We start from the raw sequence: 14,140 nt of genomic DNA on the forward strand, positions 1-14,140 counted from the left end.
TTTTACAGCCCCGCGCGCTCACGCGCTTCGGTGGTCAGCGCCTTGGCGATAATGATCTGCTGGATCTGGGTGGTTCCCTCATAGATGCGGAACAGCCGCGCATCGCGGAACAGCTGCTCGGCGCGGTATTCCCTGATGTAGCCGTTGCCGCCATGCACCTGCACGTTGCGATCGGCAATGCGCCCCACGGCCTCCGACGCAAACATCTTGGCGCAGGAGGCTTCAAGGCTGACATCTTGGCCGGAATCGCGTTTGCGCGCGGCATCCAGTACCATGCAGCGCGCGGCATAGGCATCGGCCTTGCTGTCGGCAAACATGGCTTGCAAAAGTTGAAAATCAGCCAGCGGCTTGCCGAACTGGCGACGCTGCACGGCGTAACCAACCATGTCGTCGATGATCCTTTCCGAAAGGCCGACGCAGGCCGCTGCGATGTGAAGCCGCCCTTTGTCCAGCACCTTCATCGCAGTCTTGAAGCCCTGACCTTCGATCCCGCCGATAAGTTGCCCTATCGGCACCCGGCAATTGTCGAAGATCACGTCGCAGACATGGGCGCCTTGCTGGCCCAGCTTCTTTTCCGGCTTGCCAAGTGACAGGCCGGGCGTATCGCGTTCGACCGCGAAGGCCGAAACACCTGCGGCGCCCTTCTTTTCGGGGTCGGTGCGGGCCATGACTGTGAACAGACCCGCATGTGGCGCATTGGTGATGAACCTCTTGGTGCCATTCAGGATGTAGTAATCGCCCTCGCGCCGTGCCGTTGTGCGCACCGATCCAGCGTCGGACCCCACATCGGGCTCGGTCAGTGCGAAAGAGCCGATCAGGGCGCCGCTGGCAAGATCCGGCAGATATTTCGCCTTCTGTTCGGCCGTGCCGTCGATGGCGATACCCTGCATGCCGATGCCGACATTGGTGGCAAACATCGACCGGAAGGCAGGAGCGGCGCGGCCAAGCTCGAAGATCGCCAGCACCTCCTCTTCCATCGTCAGGCCCAATCCGCCGAATTCTTCCGGGGCTGTCAGGCCGAAGAGGCCAAGCTCGCGCATCTGTGCCACGATCCGCGCGGGGATCGCATCGGTTTCCGCGACTTCGGCCTCGGCCGGGATCAACTGTTCATCGACGAAACGGCGCAGGGTTGCGCAAAGCTGTGCCAGTGTATCGGAATCCAGCGCCATCAGATCCTCCCAAATTTATGACAATATATTTACTCATAATGCGGGAGGCGTTGCAACACAACTGTCGTGATTTATCAGAATATTCTAGATATATAAAGAAATTCAGAACGTGCGCTTGCTATCTTATGACAATATATTTACTATTGTTTGCGCGGAGGGTTCATCATGAAAGCTATCGTTCTACATGAACGCGGCCGGGCGGGCGTCAGCCTGTGCGATATGCCGTGCCCGGAATGTCAGCCGGGGTGGGTTCGCCTGCGCATGATCGCCGCCTCTGTCAACCGCGTCGATCTGTATATGCGTGACAGCGGTGCCGGCATCACCCATGATCTGCCGCTGATCATGGGGGTCGATGGTGTCGGCGAGGTGATCGAGGCGCCGGGCTGCCCCGGTCTCGTGCCGGGGGACCGGGTGATCCTGTATCCCTATGAATTCTGTGGCAGATGCCGTTCCTGTCTGGCCGGGGACCAGCCATTGTGCCATTCGGCCCGCATCCTTGGTGAACATCGCCATGGCACTTTCGCAGAAGAAGTTGTCCTGCCCGCGCGCAGCCTGATCCGGTTGGCACCGGATGCGGACATGGATCAGGCGGCGGTGTTGGGGGTGGCCTATCTGACGGCTTGGCGCATGGTCTTTGGCAAATCGCCTGCCGGACCCGGATCGGTGGTTCTGGTGCAGGGCGTGGGCGGTGGCGTCGCTTATGCCGCGATGCAACTGGCGCGCATGGCTGGCGCTCGGGTAATCGTCACCACGTCGGGCGCGACGAAGATCGGACATTTCCGCGCGCTCGGGGTCGAGGTCATCGATTACCGCGCCGAGGATGTGCCGAAGGCCGTGTTGCGGCTGACTTACGGCGAGGGGGCCGATCTGGTCATCGACAATGTTGGCGAGCAGACTTGGGGTGCCTCGCTGCGAAGCCTCGCGCGCGGAGGCCATCTGGTGACCTGCGGCGCGACGACCGGGGCGCATCCTTCGGCCGACATCCAGCGGCTGTTCGTGCGGCAACTGTCGATCCATGGCTCCACCATGGGGTCGATGGACGAATTTCGCCGCCTGATCCGCGCGTGGGAGGCGGGGGGCTTTACTCCTCTGATTGATCGTGCCTTTCCTCTGGCCGAGGTGCCCGCCGCTTATGATCGTCTCGATGATCCCGCCCGTATGGGCAAACTTCTCATCCGCATCGCCTGAGGTTGCAATGAGCTTCAAGACTATTCTTGTCACCACCGAAGGCGCTGTCGGCATCATCACACTGAACCGCCCCGAGGCGCTGAATGCGCTGAACCGACAACTGACCGCCGAGTTGTCGGAGGCGGCGCTGGCGCTGGATGCCGACCCTGAGATCGGCGCCATCGTGATCACAGGGTCGGAACGCGCCTTTGCCGCGGGTGCCGACATCAAGGAGTTGAAGGACAAGACCTTTGCCGAGGTTTATGAGGAACAGCTGATTACCGCGACATGGGAGGGGCTGATGCGGGTGCGCAAGCCCACCATCGCGGCAGTCTCGGGCCATGCCATCGGTGGCGGTTGCGAAATCGCGCTGATGTGCGACATCCTCATTGCCTCGGAAACCGCGCGTTTCGCGCTGCCGGAAACCGCGATTGGTGTCATTCCCGGCGCGGGTGGCACCCAGCGGCTGACCCGGATCGTCGGCAAGGCAGTGGCGATGGACATGATCCTGACCGGGCGGGCGCTGGATGCGACGGAGGCGCTGGCCATGGGATTGGTCAGCCGGGTGGTGCCGGCAGGTCAGCAACTTGTCGTGGCGACCGAGATCGCCGCGCAGGTCGCGTCACGGTCGCGCCCGGTGCTTCAACTGGCCAAAGAGGCGGTGCTGAAAGCCTATGAAACCCATCTGCAAGAGGGGCTTTATGTCGAAAGGCGGCTGCTTTACGCGACCTTCGCCCTAGAGGACCGCCGCGAGGGCATGACCGCGTTTTCCGAAAAACGTGCACCTCGGTTCCGCCATCGCTAAGCCGCAGACATCTGTGGCAGGTGGCGCCTACAGGCTGGTCAACCCACCTTGGGCATCGACAAAGGCCACCCTGTGCACTCCGGGCAGCCGTTTCCGCAAGGCATTCACCGCCGTCTGGTCAAGAAATACCAGAGCGGTGGACAGGCCATCGGCCAAGGCGGCGCTGTCAGCCTCGACCGCGACACTGGACCAAAGTGGCGCAAGCCCTTGCGGATGCTGGATATGTGGCGCGCCGCCGATCAGCGTGGCACCCGGCGCACTGAGCGCCAATGCGGTGCCGCGCAGATGCCATTCGGCAAGTTCGCCCGCCATCGGATCGGCAATGCCCAGCCGGAATGGCCCGCCCAAGGCCGCATACTCGCCCATGTTGACCAGCGCCCTTTCAAACCCGCGCCGCGCCAGATAATCGCGGACCAGATCGCTGGCATAGCCTTGCGCAACGCCGTTGAAGGTCAGCGCCTGACCGGGCGCGAGCTGCACGCCACCGTCGCGCCGCGCAATCCGCTGCCAGCCGACTGCCCCGCGCACCGTGCCCGGATCGCGACCGTCCCGTAAAGCCTGCCACAACGGCTGCACACTGGGGTCAAAGGCGCCGCCGGTCAGCCGGTGCAGCCGGTCGCTCAACGCCAGCATTCCGGCAAAGATGGCGGAGGGCGCAAGCTGGCCTGTGCTGTTCAGTCGGGTCAGTTCCGAATCGCGATAGAGGCTGAAGGCGGCCTCCACCCGCTCCATCAAGGCAGGAATGCCCGCCAGCGCGGCCTCGGCGCCCGGTCCGGCCAGCAGCACGTCACAGTCAGCCCCCAGAGCCTGCCCCTGCCAGCGCGCCTCGGCCCTTGCCCGGCCCGGCAGAATCGCCGTAGCTGCCGCGATCTGAAGGAAACGCCGTCGGCCGATCATCGCAATGCCCCCATCATTTCGCGGCCACCGGCGTCGCCCGTTCCCGCATCGCGCGACCGCGCGCGGCCAGCACCAAAGGCACGCATTGTTTCGCGTCATTATGGATCGTCACACAATCAAGGCACTGGAAACATTCGGAATAGCCAATCTTCCCATCCGCCGCGATTGCCCCGTAATTGCAGCGCACCTTGCACAACTGGCAGGGTGAGCCGCATTCTTTGCGCCGCGCGATCCAGTCGCGCCCGCGCAGCAGCCCGCCAATCGCCATCAGCGCCCCTAGCGGGCAGACATAGCGGCAGAAGCCCTTGAAGGTGAACAGGCCCAGAACCAGCCAGAACCCTGCATAGGCGACAAAGATCCATTCCCGCATGAAATGCGTGGTGATGGCGGTCTTGAACGGCTCCACCTCGGCCACGGTATCCACCCGGTCGGGCGCGATGAAGACGGTCAGCACCAGCCCCGCCAGCAGAACATATTTCACCCGCTTCAACCGGCCATCCCACAGCGCCGAAAGCTCCACCCTCGGCAGGCGCAGCAGGCGGCCAAGGTGATGGGCGAATTCCTGCAAGGCGCCGAAGGGGCAAAGCCAGCCACAGAACAGCCCGCGCCCCCAGAGCACGAACCCCAGCACCGCCGCGGCCCAGACTACCAACGAGAAGGGATCATATAGCAGATAGGCAAAACTGCCGCCGTCGATGGCGGTGCGCAGCGCCGCCAGCGGCGTGACGACGGACAGTTGCCCCTGTCCCCAGAACCCCACGAAACCGGCCATTCCGGCCAGAACCGCCAGCCGGATCGCGGTAAAATGGCGATGCCCCGCCAGCCGGTTCATCCCCGGCCCCAGCGCCAGCAGCAGAACCGGCAGCAGCAGCGTCAGCGCGATCAGATCAGGTGCCCGGTTGCGCGCGGCCTCAAGCCATTGCGGCAGTGCCTCGACAGGTTTGGCGCGCAGGAAGAACCGTTCGGGCGTCCCCGCAGCAAGGGTGAAGGTGGTCGATCCGATCTCGGGCTGGAACATGCCGTGTTCGCGCACCGCCTTCACCTGCAACGTCCAGTCGCGCGCCGGATCGAAGCCCAGCCGCCGGTCGCTGCGCAGGATCATCGCGGTGCCTTCGGGCACGCCGGGCAGGGTGTCGAAGATCATGTCGGCATCGCGTAGCGCCACCGGCAGCCCGTCCTGTTCGGCGCCCAGCAAATCGGGCGCGGTGTTGCGCACGAAATCCGCGCTGACCAGCCCGTGCCGCCCGCTGTCGATCAGCAACAACGGCTCTTCGGTCGGGGAAAGGCTGAGGAAACGGTTCAGATCGGCCAGCGCATCCGGCGCCAGCACGGCCCGCGCAATGCTGGGCGGCCCGATGTCCACCAGCCAGAGGTCAAGGAACATTCCCTGCGGATCGGCCTGCGCTTCCGGGTCGTCATCTGCCCAGATCGTTCCAGCGAAGGCCGCGTCCAGTTCGGCATTCGTCACCCGCAAGTGCCGCGCGATGCCCTGATCCACCAGTGCCTGCCAGTCCAGCGCCTCGTCATGTACGGGGTCGGGGGTGGCGGGGGGCACGGACTTGATGCCCTGCATCTTTTCCCGCGCGACCTCCAGCGTGGCCGCGAGGATCGATTCGTGCGCGATGCGGACCGAGGCCGTGGCCTTCAGCACCCCGTCCAGATAGACCAGCCCGCTGCCCGCCCCGGCGTCGCCATAGGGCACGCCCACCACCATTGGGGTATTGATCGAATGGCCGCGATATTGTTCCAGAAACTTGCGGAACGGCGCCTCGCCCAGACCGGAGACGAAGATCGGCTCATTATGCGCGATCAGCCGTACGTCGATGAAGCGCCCGTCCAGATCCAGCATGACCAGCATGTTGATCGGCCCGCCGGAAAAGCCGGGCAGCGGCGCCATGATCGCGGTTTCAAACACATAGCCCGCCTCGGCCCCACCAGAGTTCAGAAGGCTCCAGACCCCCTTGTCATTCACCGGCTCGCCCAGTGCGTAAGGCGGCACGACAAAAGCCGCGATCTGGTCGCGGTCCAGCGGCGCGGCAAGGGCGGCGCCGGTCATCAGAACCCAGCAAAGGACAAGATGCAGGATGCGCATGCGCCAGACTAGGCACGCGCGCACCTGCCCGAAAATTGGACGAAGGTCGCAGCGCGGGCGGCCGGGGGCGGCGCTATGGTCGGGGAATGGAGCCTTCCGCCCGCACCCCGGCCGACCGGCTGATCTTCCTGCTGTCGCTCACCGGCTTTGTGGCCTTCTGGTGGGGGCTGTCGCTGTTGCGGGGCGAGCCGCGCATCCTGCCAGCCCCCCCCGAAGTGGCAGTGGTCCTGTGGGAGGAGGCCAGATCGGGGCGGCTGTGGCATCACATGACGGCGACGCTGGTGCGGGTGGCACTTGCTTTCGTCCTGTCGATGGCGCTGGGCACGGTGCTGGGTGTGGCACTGGGCCGGATGCCCCGGCTGAACCGCTGGCTTGACCCCTGGGTGCTGATCTTTCTCAACCTGCCCGCGCTGGTCGTCATTGTGCTGTGCTATCTGTGGATCGGGCTGAACGAGGTGGCCGCCATTGCCGCCGTTACCATCAACAAGACCGCCATGGTGCTGGTGACCATGCGGGAAGGCGCGCGCACGCTGTCACCCGAGCTGAACGACATGGCCCGCGTCTTTCGCCTGTCGCGCCTGACATGGGCGCGGCATGTGCTGCTGCCGCAGCTTGCGCCCTTTCTGGTGGCCAGCGCGCGGGCGGGACTGGCGATCATCTGGAAGATCGTGCTGGTGGTGGAGTTTCTGGGCCGATCCAGCGGGGTCGGCTTTCAGATCCACCTGAAATTCCAGCTTTTCGAGATTGCGGGCGTTCTGGCCTATGCGCTGGCTTTCGTTGCGGTGATGCTGGTGATCGACCTTGCGCTGATCCAGCCCGCCGAACGCCGCGCGGCGCGCTGGCGGCGTGGTTAGCGCCGTCGCGCCATCAGCCAGATGAAGAACAGCCCGCCGCACAGGCCGGTCACGACGCCAATGGGCAGATCTTCGGGCGCCAGCACCACCCGCGCCGCAGCGTCAGCCCCGATCAGGAACACCGCGCCTGCCAGTGCCGATCCGGGCAGCACGCAGGCATTGTCGCCCCCGACAAGCATCCGCACCAGATGCGGCATCATCAGCCCGACAAAGCCGATAAGCCCGGAGAAGGCCACCATCACCCCGGTGATCAGCGCGGCGGCGACAAAGACCGCCAGCCGGAATCGCGTGACCTCGACCCCAAGGCTCACGGCGGTTTCGTCGCCAAGGCTCATGGCATTCAGCACCGGCGCCCGCGACCAGAGCCACAGGCCCACCGGCAGCAATACCGCCAGCGGCCAGAGAAGATGCGACCATTGCGCAAGGCCCAGCCCGCCCAGCATCCAGAACACCACGGTATGCGTGGCGCGCGGATCACCGAGGAAGATCAGGATATTGGCCCCGGCCATGATGATGAAGCTGACGGCGACCCCGGCCAGCACCAGCCGGTCCGCCGCCCCCGCGCCGGTCAGCGCCACGACGCCCAGCACCAGCGCCGTGGCCACCAGCGCCCCGCCGAAGGCCATCAACGGCACGGTCAGCAGGCCAAGAAACATCCCGGTGTGTAACAGAGCCGCAATCGCGCCGAATGCGGCGCCCGAGGAAATGCCCAGCAGATGCGGATCGGCGAGCGGGTTGCGGGTGACGGCCTGAAGCGCCGCGCCCACCAGACCCAGCCCGCCGCCGACCAGCGCCGCCAGCAGCACACGCGGCAGCCGGATCTGCCAGACGATATTCGCCTGACCCACGCCCCAGTCGGGCGTCACCAGACCGGGCAGCAGCCGGTCCAGCAGCACACCCCAGACGGTGCCGGGCGCGATGGCGACCGATCCGACCGAAACCGCAAGGCTGACCGAAAGCGCCAGCCCCAGCAGCACGGCAAGGGCAAGGCCCGCCCGGCGCGGCAGGGCGCGACGCTGGGCGAGGCGCATCGTCACTGGCCCGCGAACCCGGCGACCAGCTTTTCGACCGCGCGGATATTGCGCGGCCCCGGCGTCGCTTCGACATATTCCAGCACGACGAAGCGGTCGTTCTTCACCGCATCGATACCCGCGAAGGCCGGATTGCCCTTCATGAAGGCGATCTTCTGTTCAGCTGTCACATCGCCGTAGTTCACGATCACCACGACCTGCGGATTGCGCGCCACCACCGGCTCCCACGCCACTTCGGCCCAGCTTTTGTCCAGATCATCCATGATGTTGACGCCGCCCGCCTCCTCGATCAGCGCGGTCGGCATGGCGTATCTGCCGGCGGTAAACGGCGCCTCTTCGCCCGAGTCGTAGACGAATACCCGCAGAGGATTGTCACGGTCCACGCCTTTCGTGGCCTCGGCCAGCCGCGCCTTGTAGCTTGCGACAAGCGCCTCTGCCCGATCCTCGACGCCGAAGATGCGGCCAAGGTTCAGCATGTCCTGATACATGTCCTGCATCGTGCTGCGCGCTTTCGGCCCGATATGGATGCAGCTTTCGGTCAGTTCGTAGGTCTTGATCCCGAAAGGTTCCAGCGTTTCGGGCGTAACCTCGCCGCCGACCTTCATGCCATAATTCCAGCCCGCGAAGAAGAAATCGGCCTCCGCCGCGGCCAGAACTTCCTTGCTGGGGTATTTGGCCGAAAGCTCCGGCAGTTCGGCGATGCCCTCGCGCATTTCGGGGTCCAGCGTCTTCCAGCCGGAAATGCCGGTATAGCCGACCATGCGGTCGCGCAGGCCAAGCACCAGCATCATTTCGGTCAGGTTCACATCGTTGGAAATTGCGCGCGCGGGTGCGGCATCGAAGGTCACGTCACGGTCGCAGCTTTTGACGGTGACAGGGAAGGCAGCCGCCGCGCTGACAGACAGCAGCAGCGCCGCAAAGGCGAGACGGATCATCGGAAACTCCTGATCGGGTCAGAGGTGAAAGGACAGGCGCGGGCCGGTGCCGCTGTGGTCGATCCGGCCCCGCACCTGAAAAGCGGTGTGCAGCAGATCCTCGTGCAGCACCTGATCGGGCGGACCATCCGCCAGCATCCGGCCGCCATGCAGGATCAGCATGCGTTCGGCAAATTCCGCCGCCAGCGGCAGGTCGTGCAGCGTGGTCACCACCGTCAGGCCGAGATCGCGCAGCAGCCGCAACAGATCAAGCTGGTGGCGGATGTCCAGATGGTTGGTCGGCTCGTCCAGCACCAGAATGCGCGGCTCTTGCGCAAGGGCACGGGCAACCATGGCCCGCTGCCTTTCGCCCCCGGACAGGGTGCCGAAACTGCGGTCTGCGAAGGCGGTCAGATCCAGCCGGGCCATGGCGGCCTCGATGATGGCGCAATCGGCCTCACCGGGCAGGGCGAGCCCGCTGCCCCAGCCCTTGCGATGTGGCAGGCGGCCCAAAGCCACGATCTGCCGCACGCTCAGCGCGAAATCGGTGGGTTGTTCCTGCACCACGGCAGCCACGATGCGCGCGGCCTCGGGCGCCGACATCAGCCACAGGTCGCGGCCCGTAACCGATACCGCGCCGCGCCGGGGCGGCTGGTGGCGATAGATCAGCCGCAGAAGCGAGGTCTTGCCTGCCCCGTTCGCGCCGCAGATCGCCATGATCTGCCCCTGCGGAACGGAAAAGCTGATGTCGGTCAGGATGTCGGGCCGATCCTTCGGGCCCCAGCAGACCGAGCGGAACTCCAGCGCCGGGGTCATTGGATCGGCCCCTTTGCGGTGCGGATGATCGCGGCAGGCGCGGGTGCCGTGCCCTCGACCAGCGCGTCGATGTCCTGACCGTCCTCGACATCGCCGAACAGCCAGGTCTCGCCTGCCGCGACGCGCCAGGCCAGTGTGCAGGGCCTCTGGCAACCCTCGACACACAGTGTTCCCGAAAGCTCGAACTCCTCGCCCACGCCCGCCAGCGCAATCGCGCCGCGCAGCTGGATCAACAGGTTCAGGCCGGGCCTGCACTCGCGCCCGACATGTGGGCAGGACTGGCAGACAAGCATCTGATGCGGCGCGGGGCGCGCGCCGGTTTCGGTGGAAAGCGCGGCCGAAAGCCTGCGCGGGGATCTGTCCATACGATCTCCTTCCCGGGGCACCCCGCCCGGTGGTTGTTACGGTTCTCGATGGCAGGTCTCCTGACTCGCGGGTCGCAGCTTGCCCCGCCTTCCCGGCCCCGTTGTTCGGGGTCCAGTGGCATCGGGGGTCGCTCGCCGCTTACAGTTGCGGGGGCAGTCACGGAATTGGCGCCTGATGGCTACACCGCACCGTGTTCCCTTTTCACCCGGCGTCGCATTTGCCGGGAACCATCGGTGGCCAGAAGCGCATGACTCGGCGCCGCCGTCAAGCCCGGGCTCGACAAGCGGCGCACCCTTGCCTGTCGGCGCGCCGGGGGCGATGATCGGACGAGACACCCGGAAAGGCCCGCCGATGACCAAGCTGAAGCTGCGCATCCTGTTCGACACCGCCATGCTTGGCCCCGGCAAGGCCGAGTTGTTGCAGCGCATTGGCGAAACGGGCTCCATCGCCGCAGCCGGGCGGCAGATGCAGATGAGCTACAAGCGGGCCTGGTCGCTGGTGGAGGAAATGAACGCGGCTTTCCGTGAACCGCTGGTCAGCAGTGCGCGGGGCGGGGCTGGCGGCGGCGGGGCGCAGGTGACAGAGACCGGGCAAGAGGTGCTGCGCCGCTACCTTGCGGTATTGGAGGCCGCCGAACAGGCGGGGGCGGCAGAGGTGACCGCGCTGGAGGCCTTGCTTGCCCCTGTGATCAAGGTGGATATGTCTGAAGAAAAATAACGCTTGCGTGACCGGGAGGTGCCTGCCAGATATGTTTTCATAAACATATCGGAGTCTCCCATGTCCCGCCGTCTTGCCCTTACGCTTGCTTTCGCCCTCGCTGCCAGCCCGGTCGCCGCCGAGGAGGTCGTGGTCTTCGCTGCCGCGTCGATGAAGAACGCGCTGGATGACCTGGCTGCGCAATGGCAGGCGGAAACCGGCAATCAGGTGGTGATCAGCTATGCGGGTTCGGGCAAGCTTGCCCAGCAGATTGTCGCAGGGGCACCCGCCGACATCTTCGTATCTGCCGCCCCGAACTGGATGGACGAGGTGCAGAAGGCCGGGCTGGTCGTGGCGGGCATGCGCGAGGATCTGCTGGGTAATACGCTGGTGCTGATCGCACATGGCAAGGATGCGGCGCCGGTCGAGATCGGGGCGGGCTTTGATCTGTCCGCGCTGCTGGGCGACGGGAAACTGGCGATGGCCATGGTCGATTCCGTGCCTGCCGGTCAATATGGCAAGGCGGCGCTGACGGCGCTGGGTCAGTGGGACAAGGTGGAACCCGCCGTCGCGCAATCCGACAACGTGCGCGCGGCACTGGCACTGGTGTCCACCGGCGAGGCGCCCTATGGCATCGTTTATGCCACCGATGCCGCCGCCGATGACAATGTGACCGTGGTCGGCACCTTCCCCGCCGACAGCTATCCGGCCATCGTCTATCCCGCTGCCCTCTTGACCGGGGCGGCAGATGCGGCGGACAAAGCCTTTTACGAAGCACTTTCGGGCGAGGCGGCGCGGGCCGCCTTCACCGCGCAGGGCTTCACCATCCTGAAGTAAGGGCCTGACCGCAGGGCGCATGACAGACTGGCTTTCCCCCGACGAATGGCGCGCCGTGGCGCTGTCGCTGCGCGTCTCGCTTTGGGCGGTGGCGGCCAGCCTGCCCTTCGGCATCCTGACCGCCTATGCGCTGGCGCGGTGGGAGTTTCGCGGCAAGCAACTGCTGAACGGCATCGTCCATCTGCCGCTGATCCTGCCGCCGGTCGTGACCGGCTATCTGCTGTTGCTGACCTTCGGGCGCAAGGGCGGGGTGGGCCAGATCCTCGACCAGTGGTTCGGCATCGTGCTGGCCTTCCGCTGGACCGGCGCGGCGCTGGCGGCCGCCGTGATGGCTTTCCCGCTGATGGTGCGGGCCATCCGGCTGGCGGTGGAGGCGGTGGACCCAAGGCTGGAACAGGCAGCGGGCACGCTGGGCGCCTCGCGCCCTTGGGTGTTCCTGACCGTGACGCTGCCGCTGATCCTGCCCGGCGTGCTGGCGGGCACGATCCTCGCCTTCGCCAAGGCGATGGGCGAATTCGGCGCCACCATCACCTTCGTGTCAAACATCCCCGGCCAGACGCAGACACTGCCTTCCGCCATCTATGCCTTTCTGCAAGTGCCGGGTGGAGAGAGACAGGCCGCGCGTCTGGTGCTGGTGGCGGTGGGCATCGCCATGGCCGCGCTGATGTTGTCGGAATGGATCAGCCGGGCCGTCGCGCGCAGGATTGCAGGGAGATGACGCTGTCGGTGAACCTGTCCCATCGCTTTGGCGATTTTGCGCTGGATGTGGCGTTCGAGGCACCGCCGGGTGTGACGGTGCTGTTCGGCCGCTCCGGCTCCGGCAAGACGACGGTGGTGAATGCTGTTGCGGGCCTCTTGCGCCCTGACCGGGGCCGTATCGTCGCCGGGGGTGAGGTCTTGCTGGATACCGAAACCCGCACCTTCCTGCCGCCACATCGGCGCAGGGTGGGCTATGTGTTTCAGGACGCCCGGCTGTTCCCGCATCTGACCGTGCGGCAGAACCTGCTGTATGGTCGCTGGTTCGCGCGCCACCGGGGGCCGGACAGTTTCGCCCGCGTGGTCGATATGCTGGGGATTGGCCCTCTGCTGTCCCGCCGTCCCGCTGCGTTGTCGGGGGGCGAGAAAAGCCGTGTGGCACTGGGCCGTGCCATCCTGTCGGAACCGCGCCTTCTGCTGATGGACGAACCGCTTGCCGCGCTGGACGAGGCGCGCAAGGCCGAAATCCTGCCCTATCTGGAGCTGCTGCGGGATGAGTTGCATCTGCCCATCCTCTATGTCAGCCATTCCATGCCCGAGGTCGCGCGACTGGCTACAACGCTGGTGCTGATCGAGGCGGGTCGCGTGGCCGCCGCAGGCCCGACGGCCGAATTGCTGGCCGATCCGGGGGCCGCGCCGGTTCTGGGTTTGCGCGAGGCCGGGGCCATCCTGACCGCACGGCTGGCCGCACAGGACGAAGACGGGCTGAGCCGGCTGGAAAGCCCCGCGGGCACGCTTTGGCTGCCAAGAGTGCGTGGCAAGATCGGTGACAGTTTTCGCCTGCGTATCCTCGCGCAGGATGTCATGCTGGCCACGGCAAGGCCCGAAGGGGTTTCGGCGTTGAACATCCTTTCTGCAACGGTGCGCGACATCCGGCTGGGAGACGGCCCCGGTGCGCTGGTGCAGTTGGAGGCGGGGGGCGAGGTGCTGCTGGCCCGGATCACCCGTCGTTCGGCTGGGGCGCTGGGCCTGCATGCCGGCCAGAAGGTCCATGCCGTTCTGAAGGCGGTTTCCGTCGCGCAGGAAAACGTGGGTCACGGCCCCCCGGAGGCGATGCCGCCTAGTCCAGCATCATGGCCGAGGCAAGGATGACCGCATGGGTGCGGTTGCGGGCATTCAGCTTGGCGCAGATCGACTTGACGTGCATCTTGACCGTCACCTCGCTCAGTCCCATGCGCAGCGCGATTTCCTTGTTCATCAGCCCGTCGCGCAGATAGCCCAGCGTCTCTCGCTCGCGGGGGGTAAGCTCCGGCTGCCATGGCCGTGGTGTGACCGGATCAAAGCCTTCCGGCAGATAGATCTCGCCTTGCAAAATACGGCGGATCGCCTCGGCCAGTTCATGTGCCGGCGTGCTTTTGGGGATGAAACCGCTGGCCCCGCGCGCCAAAGCGGTAGCCACCGTTTCCGGCTGGGCCTGGCCTGAAAAGATCGCCAGACGCCCGCCCGCATTCTCGGCAATCATGGTGGCGACGGATTCCATGCCGTGAATGCCGGGCATCGACAGATCCAGCAGGACCAGCGAGAAACTGCCGTGGCTTGCGATGGCCGCGCGCGCGGTCTCAAAACTCTCGACTGTCTTGATCTCGTCAAATCCCTGTGCCCGCAGATGGGTTGCCACCAGATCCCGGATCAATTGGTGATCATCGGCAATAAGCAGGCTCGCGCCCAGCGTCCCGGCCAAGACAGGCCCTCCTGATTACTGGTCACCCGACGCTTCCCGCGCGGTAGCCGGATGGCGCC

15 protein-coding genes and 1 riboswitch are annotated in these 14,140 nt (G+C 65.6%); of the genes, 7 read left to right on the forward strand and 8 right to left on the reverse strand.

Annotated elements, in window-relative coordinates; all coding sequences use genetic code 11:
- Positions 1–2: 2 nt before the first annotated feature.
- Positions 3–1,169, reverse strand: coding sequence for an acyl-CoA dehydrogenase family protein (locus D2N39_RS07490; RefSeq protein ID WP_119134155.1), 1,167 nt, complete (start codon positions 1,167–1,169; stop codon positions 3–5).
- Between the two features lie 165 nt (positions 1,170–1,334).
- On the opposite strand from D2N39_RS07490, the gene D2N39_RS07495 reads away from it, so the two are divergent.
- Both D2N39_RS07495 and D2N39_RS07500 read left to right on the forward strand, forming a co-directional pair.
- The gene (locus D2N39_RS07495) at positions 1,335–2,357 is read left to right on the forward strand and encodes a zinc-binding dehydrogenase (protein WP_119134156.1); all 1,023 of its coding nucleotides are present in this window, start codon (positions 1,335–1,337) and stop codon (positions 2,355–2,357) included.
- Between the two features lie 7 nt (positions 2,358–2,364).
- Positions 2,365–3,141, forward strand: coding sequence for an enoyl-CoA hydratase-related protein (locus D2N39_RS07500; RefSeq protein WP_119134157.1), 777 nt, complete (start codon positions 2,365–2,367; stop codon positions 3,139–3,141).
- A gap of 27 nt (positions 3,142–3,168) precedes the next feature.
- Here the strand turns inward: D2N39_RS07500 and D2N39_RS07505 are convergent, their stop codons facing one another.
- Together D2N39_RS07505 and D2N39_RS07510 are read right to left on the reverse strand one after the other, a co-directional pair.
- Positions 3,169–4,038, reverse strand: coding sequence for an FAD:protein FMN transferase (locus tag D2N39_RS07505; RefSeq protein ID WP_119134158.1), 870 nt, complete (start codon positions 4,036–4,038; stop codon positions 3,169–3,171).
- Positions 4,039–4,051: 13 nt separating this feature from the next.
- Positions 4,052–6,094 (reverse strand): 4Fe-4S binding protein, encoded by a 2,043-nt coding sequence (locus tag D2N39_RS07510; RefSeq protein WP_233557080.1) that lies wholly within the window; start codon positions 6,092–6,094, stop codon positions 4,052–4,054.
- Positions 6,095–6,216: 122 nt separating this feature from the next.
- On the opposite strand from D2N39_RS07510, the gene D2N39_RS07515 reads away from it, so the two are divergent.
- A complete protein-coding gene (locus D2N39_RS07515) occupies positions 6,217–6,984 on the forward strand; it encodes an ABC transporter permease (protein WP_119134160.1) in 768 nt (255 codons plus the stop codon).
- Here the strand turns inward: D2N39_RS07515 and D2N39_RS07520 are convergent.
- Genes D2N39_RS07520 through D2N39_RS07535 form a run of 4 tightly spaced genes read right to left on the reverse strand, consistent with a single transcriptional unit; the run spans position 6,981 to position 10,110 of the window.
- Positions 6,981–8,015 carry a FecCD family ABC transporter permease gene (locus D2N39_RS07520; protein ID WP_119134161.1) on the reverse strand — a complete coding sequence of 345 codons (1,035 nt, stop codon included), beginning with the start codon at positions 8,013–8,015 and terminating at the stop codon, positions 6,981–6,983. The genes D2N39_RS07515 and D2N39_RS07520 overlap by 4 nt on opposite strands.
- Positions 8,016–8,017: 2 nt before the next feature.
- The gene (locus D2N39_RS07525; protein ID WP_119134162.1) at positions 8,018–8,950 is read right to left on the reverse strand and encodes an ABC transporter substrate-binding protein; all 933 of its coding nucleotides are present in this window, start codon (positions 8,948–8,950) and stop codon (positions 8,018–8,020) included.
- An 18-nt stretch (positions 8,951–8,968) separates the two neighbouring features.
- Complete coding sequence (locus D2N39_RS07530) at positions 8,969–9,745, reverse strand: ABC transporter ATP-binding protein (RefSeq protein WP_119134163.1); 777 nt, start codon at positions 9,743–9,745, stop codon at positions 8,969–8,971.
- The gene (locus tag D2N39_RS07535; protein WP_119134164.1) at positions 9,742–10,110 is read right to left on the reverse strand and encodes a DUF1636 family protein; all 369 of its coding nucleotides are present in this window, start codon (positions 10,108–10,110) and stop codon (positions 9,742–9,744) included. Before D2N39_RS07535 ends, D2N39_RS07530 begins: the two co-directional genes overlap by 4 nt.
- Before the next feature lie 33 nt (positions 10,111–10,143).
- A riboswitch (cobalamin riboswitch) is annotated at positions 10,144–10,358 on the reverse strand.
- Between the two features lie 104 nt (positions 10,359–10,462).
- Between D2N39_RS07535 and D2N39_RS07540 the strand changes: the two genes are divergently transcribed.
- From D2N39_RS07540 to modC, 4 genes are read left to right on the forward strand one after another with little or no spacing between them, the layout of a single operon-like run.
- Positions 10,463–10,828, forward strand: a complete 366-nt coding sequence (locus D2N39_RS07540) for a winged helix-turn-helix domain-containing protein (RefSeq protein WP_325048510.1) — start codon at positions 10,463–10,465, stop codon at positions 10,826–10,828.
- Positions 10,829–10,888: 60 nt separating this feature from the next.
- Complete coding sequence (gene modA / locus D2N39_RS07545; protein WP_119134166.1) at positions 10,889–11,644, forward strand: molybdate ABC transporter substrate-binding protein; 756 nt, start codon at positions 10,889–10,891, stop codon at positions 11,642–11,644.
- Between the two features lie 19 nt (positions 11,645–11,663).
- On the forward strand, positions 11,664–12,362 hold the full coding sequence (gene modB / locus D2N39_RS07550; RefSeq protein WP_119134167.1) for a molybdate ABC transporter permease subunit: 699 nt from the start codon (positions 11,664–11,666) through the stop codon (positions 12,360–12,362).
- Positions 12,359–13,492 (forward strand): molybdenum ABC transporter ATP-binding protein, encoded by a 1,134-nt coding sequence (gene modC / locus D2N39_RS07555; protein WP_119134168.1) that lies wholly within the window; start codon positions 12,359–12,361, stop codon positions 13,490–13,492. Before modB ends, modC begins: the two co-directional genes overlap by 4 nt.
- On the opposite strand, the gene D2N39_RS07560 is transcribed toward modC, so the two are convergent.
- The gene (locus tag D2N39_RS07560) at positions 13,461–14,081 is read right to left on the reverse strand and encodes a response regulator (RefSeq protein ID WP_119134169.1); all 621 of its coding nucleotides are present in this window, start codon (positions 14,079–14,081) and stop codon (positions 13,461–13,463) included. The genes modC and D2N39_RS07560 overlap by 32 nt on opposite strands.
- Positions 14,082–14,140: the final 59 nt, after the last annotated feature.

It is taken from the genome of Gemmobacter lutimaris (genome assembly GCF_003570715.1).
GTDB lineage: Bacteria > Pseudomonadota > Alphaproteobacteria > Rhodobacterales > Rhodobacteraceae > Gemmobacter > Gemmobacter lutimaris.

Bases quoted from the DNA above. Each gene is read 5' to 3' on its own strand.
- D2N39_RS07510 (WP_233557080.1), bottom strand. From the start codon at position 6,094: ATGACCGGCGCCGCCCTTGCCGCGCCGCTGGACCGCGACCAGATCGCG.
- D2N39_RS07515 (WP_119134160.1), top strand. From the start codon at position 6,217: ATGGAGCCTTCCGCCCGCACCCCGGCCGACCGGCTGATCTTCCTGCTG.
- D2N39_RS07500 (WP_119134157.1), top strand. From the start codon at position 2,365: ATGAGCTTCAAGACTATTCTTGTCACCACCGAAGGCGCTGTCGGCATC.
- modA (WP_119134166.1), top strand. From the start codon at position 10,889: ATGTCCCGCCGTCTTGCCCTTACGCTTGCTTTCGCCCTCGCTGCCAGC.
- D2N39_RS07540 (WP_325048510.1), top strand. From the start codon at position 10,463: ATGACCAAGCTGAAGCTGCGCATCCTGTTCGACACCGCCATGCTTGGC.
- D2N39_RS07505 (WP_119134158.1), bottom strand. From the start codon at position 4,038: ATGATCGGCCGACGGCGTTTCCTTCAGATCGCGGCAGCTACGGCGATT.
- D2N39_RS07530 (WP_119134163.1), bottom strand. From the start codon at position 9,745: ATGACCCCGGCGCTGGAGTTCCGCTCGGTCTGCTGGGGCCCGAAGGAT.
- D2N39_RS07495 (WP_119134156.1), top strand. From the start codon at position 1,335: ATGAAAGCTATCGTTCTACATGAACGCGGCCGGGCGGGCGTCAGCCTG.
- modB (WP_119134167.1), top strand. From the start codon at position 11,664: ATGACAGACTGGCTTTCCCCCGACGAATGGCGCGCCGTGGCGCTGTCG.
- D2N39_RS07535 (WP_119134164.1), bottom strand. From the start codon at position 10,110: ATGGACAGATCCCCGCGCAGGCTTTCGGCCGCGCTTTCCACCGAAACC.
- modC (WP_119134168.1), top strand. From the start codon at position 12,359: ATGACGCTGTCGGTGAACCTGTCCCATCGCTTTGGCGATTTTGCGCTG.
- D2N39_RS07490 (WP_119134155.1), bottom strand. From the start codon at position 1,169: ATGGCGCTGGATTCCGATACACTGGCACAGCTTTGCGCAACCCTGCGC.
- D2N39_RS07525 (WP_119134162.1), bottom strand. From the start codon at position 8,950: ATGATCCGTCTCGCCTTTGCGGCGCTGCTGCTGTCTGTCAGCGCGGCG.
- D2N39_RS07520 (WP_119134161.1), bottom strand. From the start codon at position 8,015: ATGCGCCTCGCCCAGCGTCGCGCCCTGCCGCGCCGGGCGGGCCTTGCC.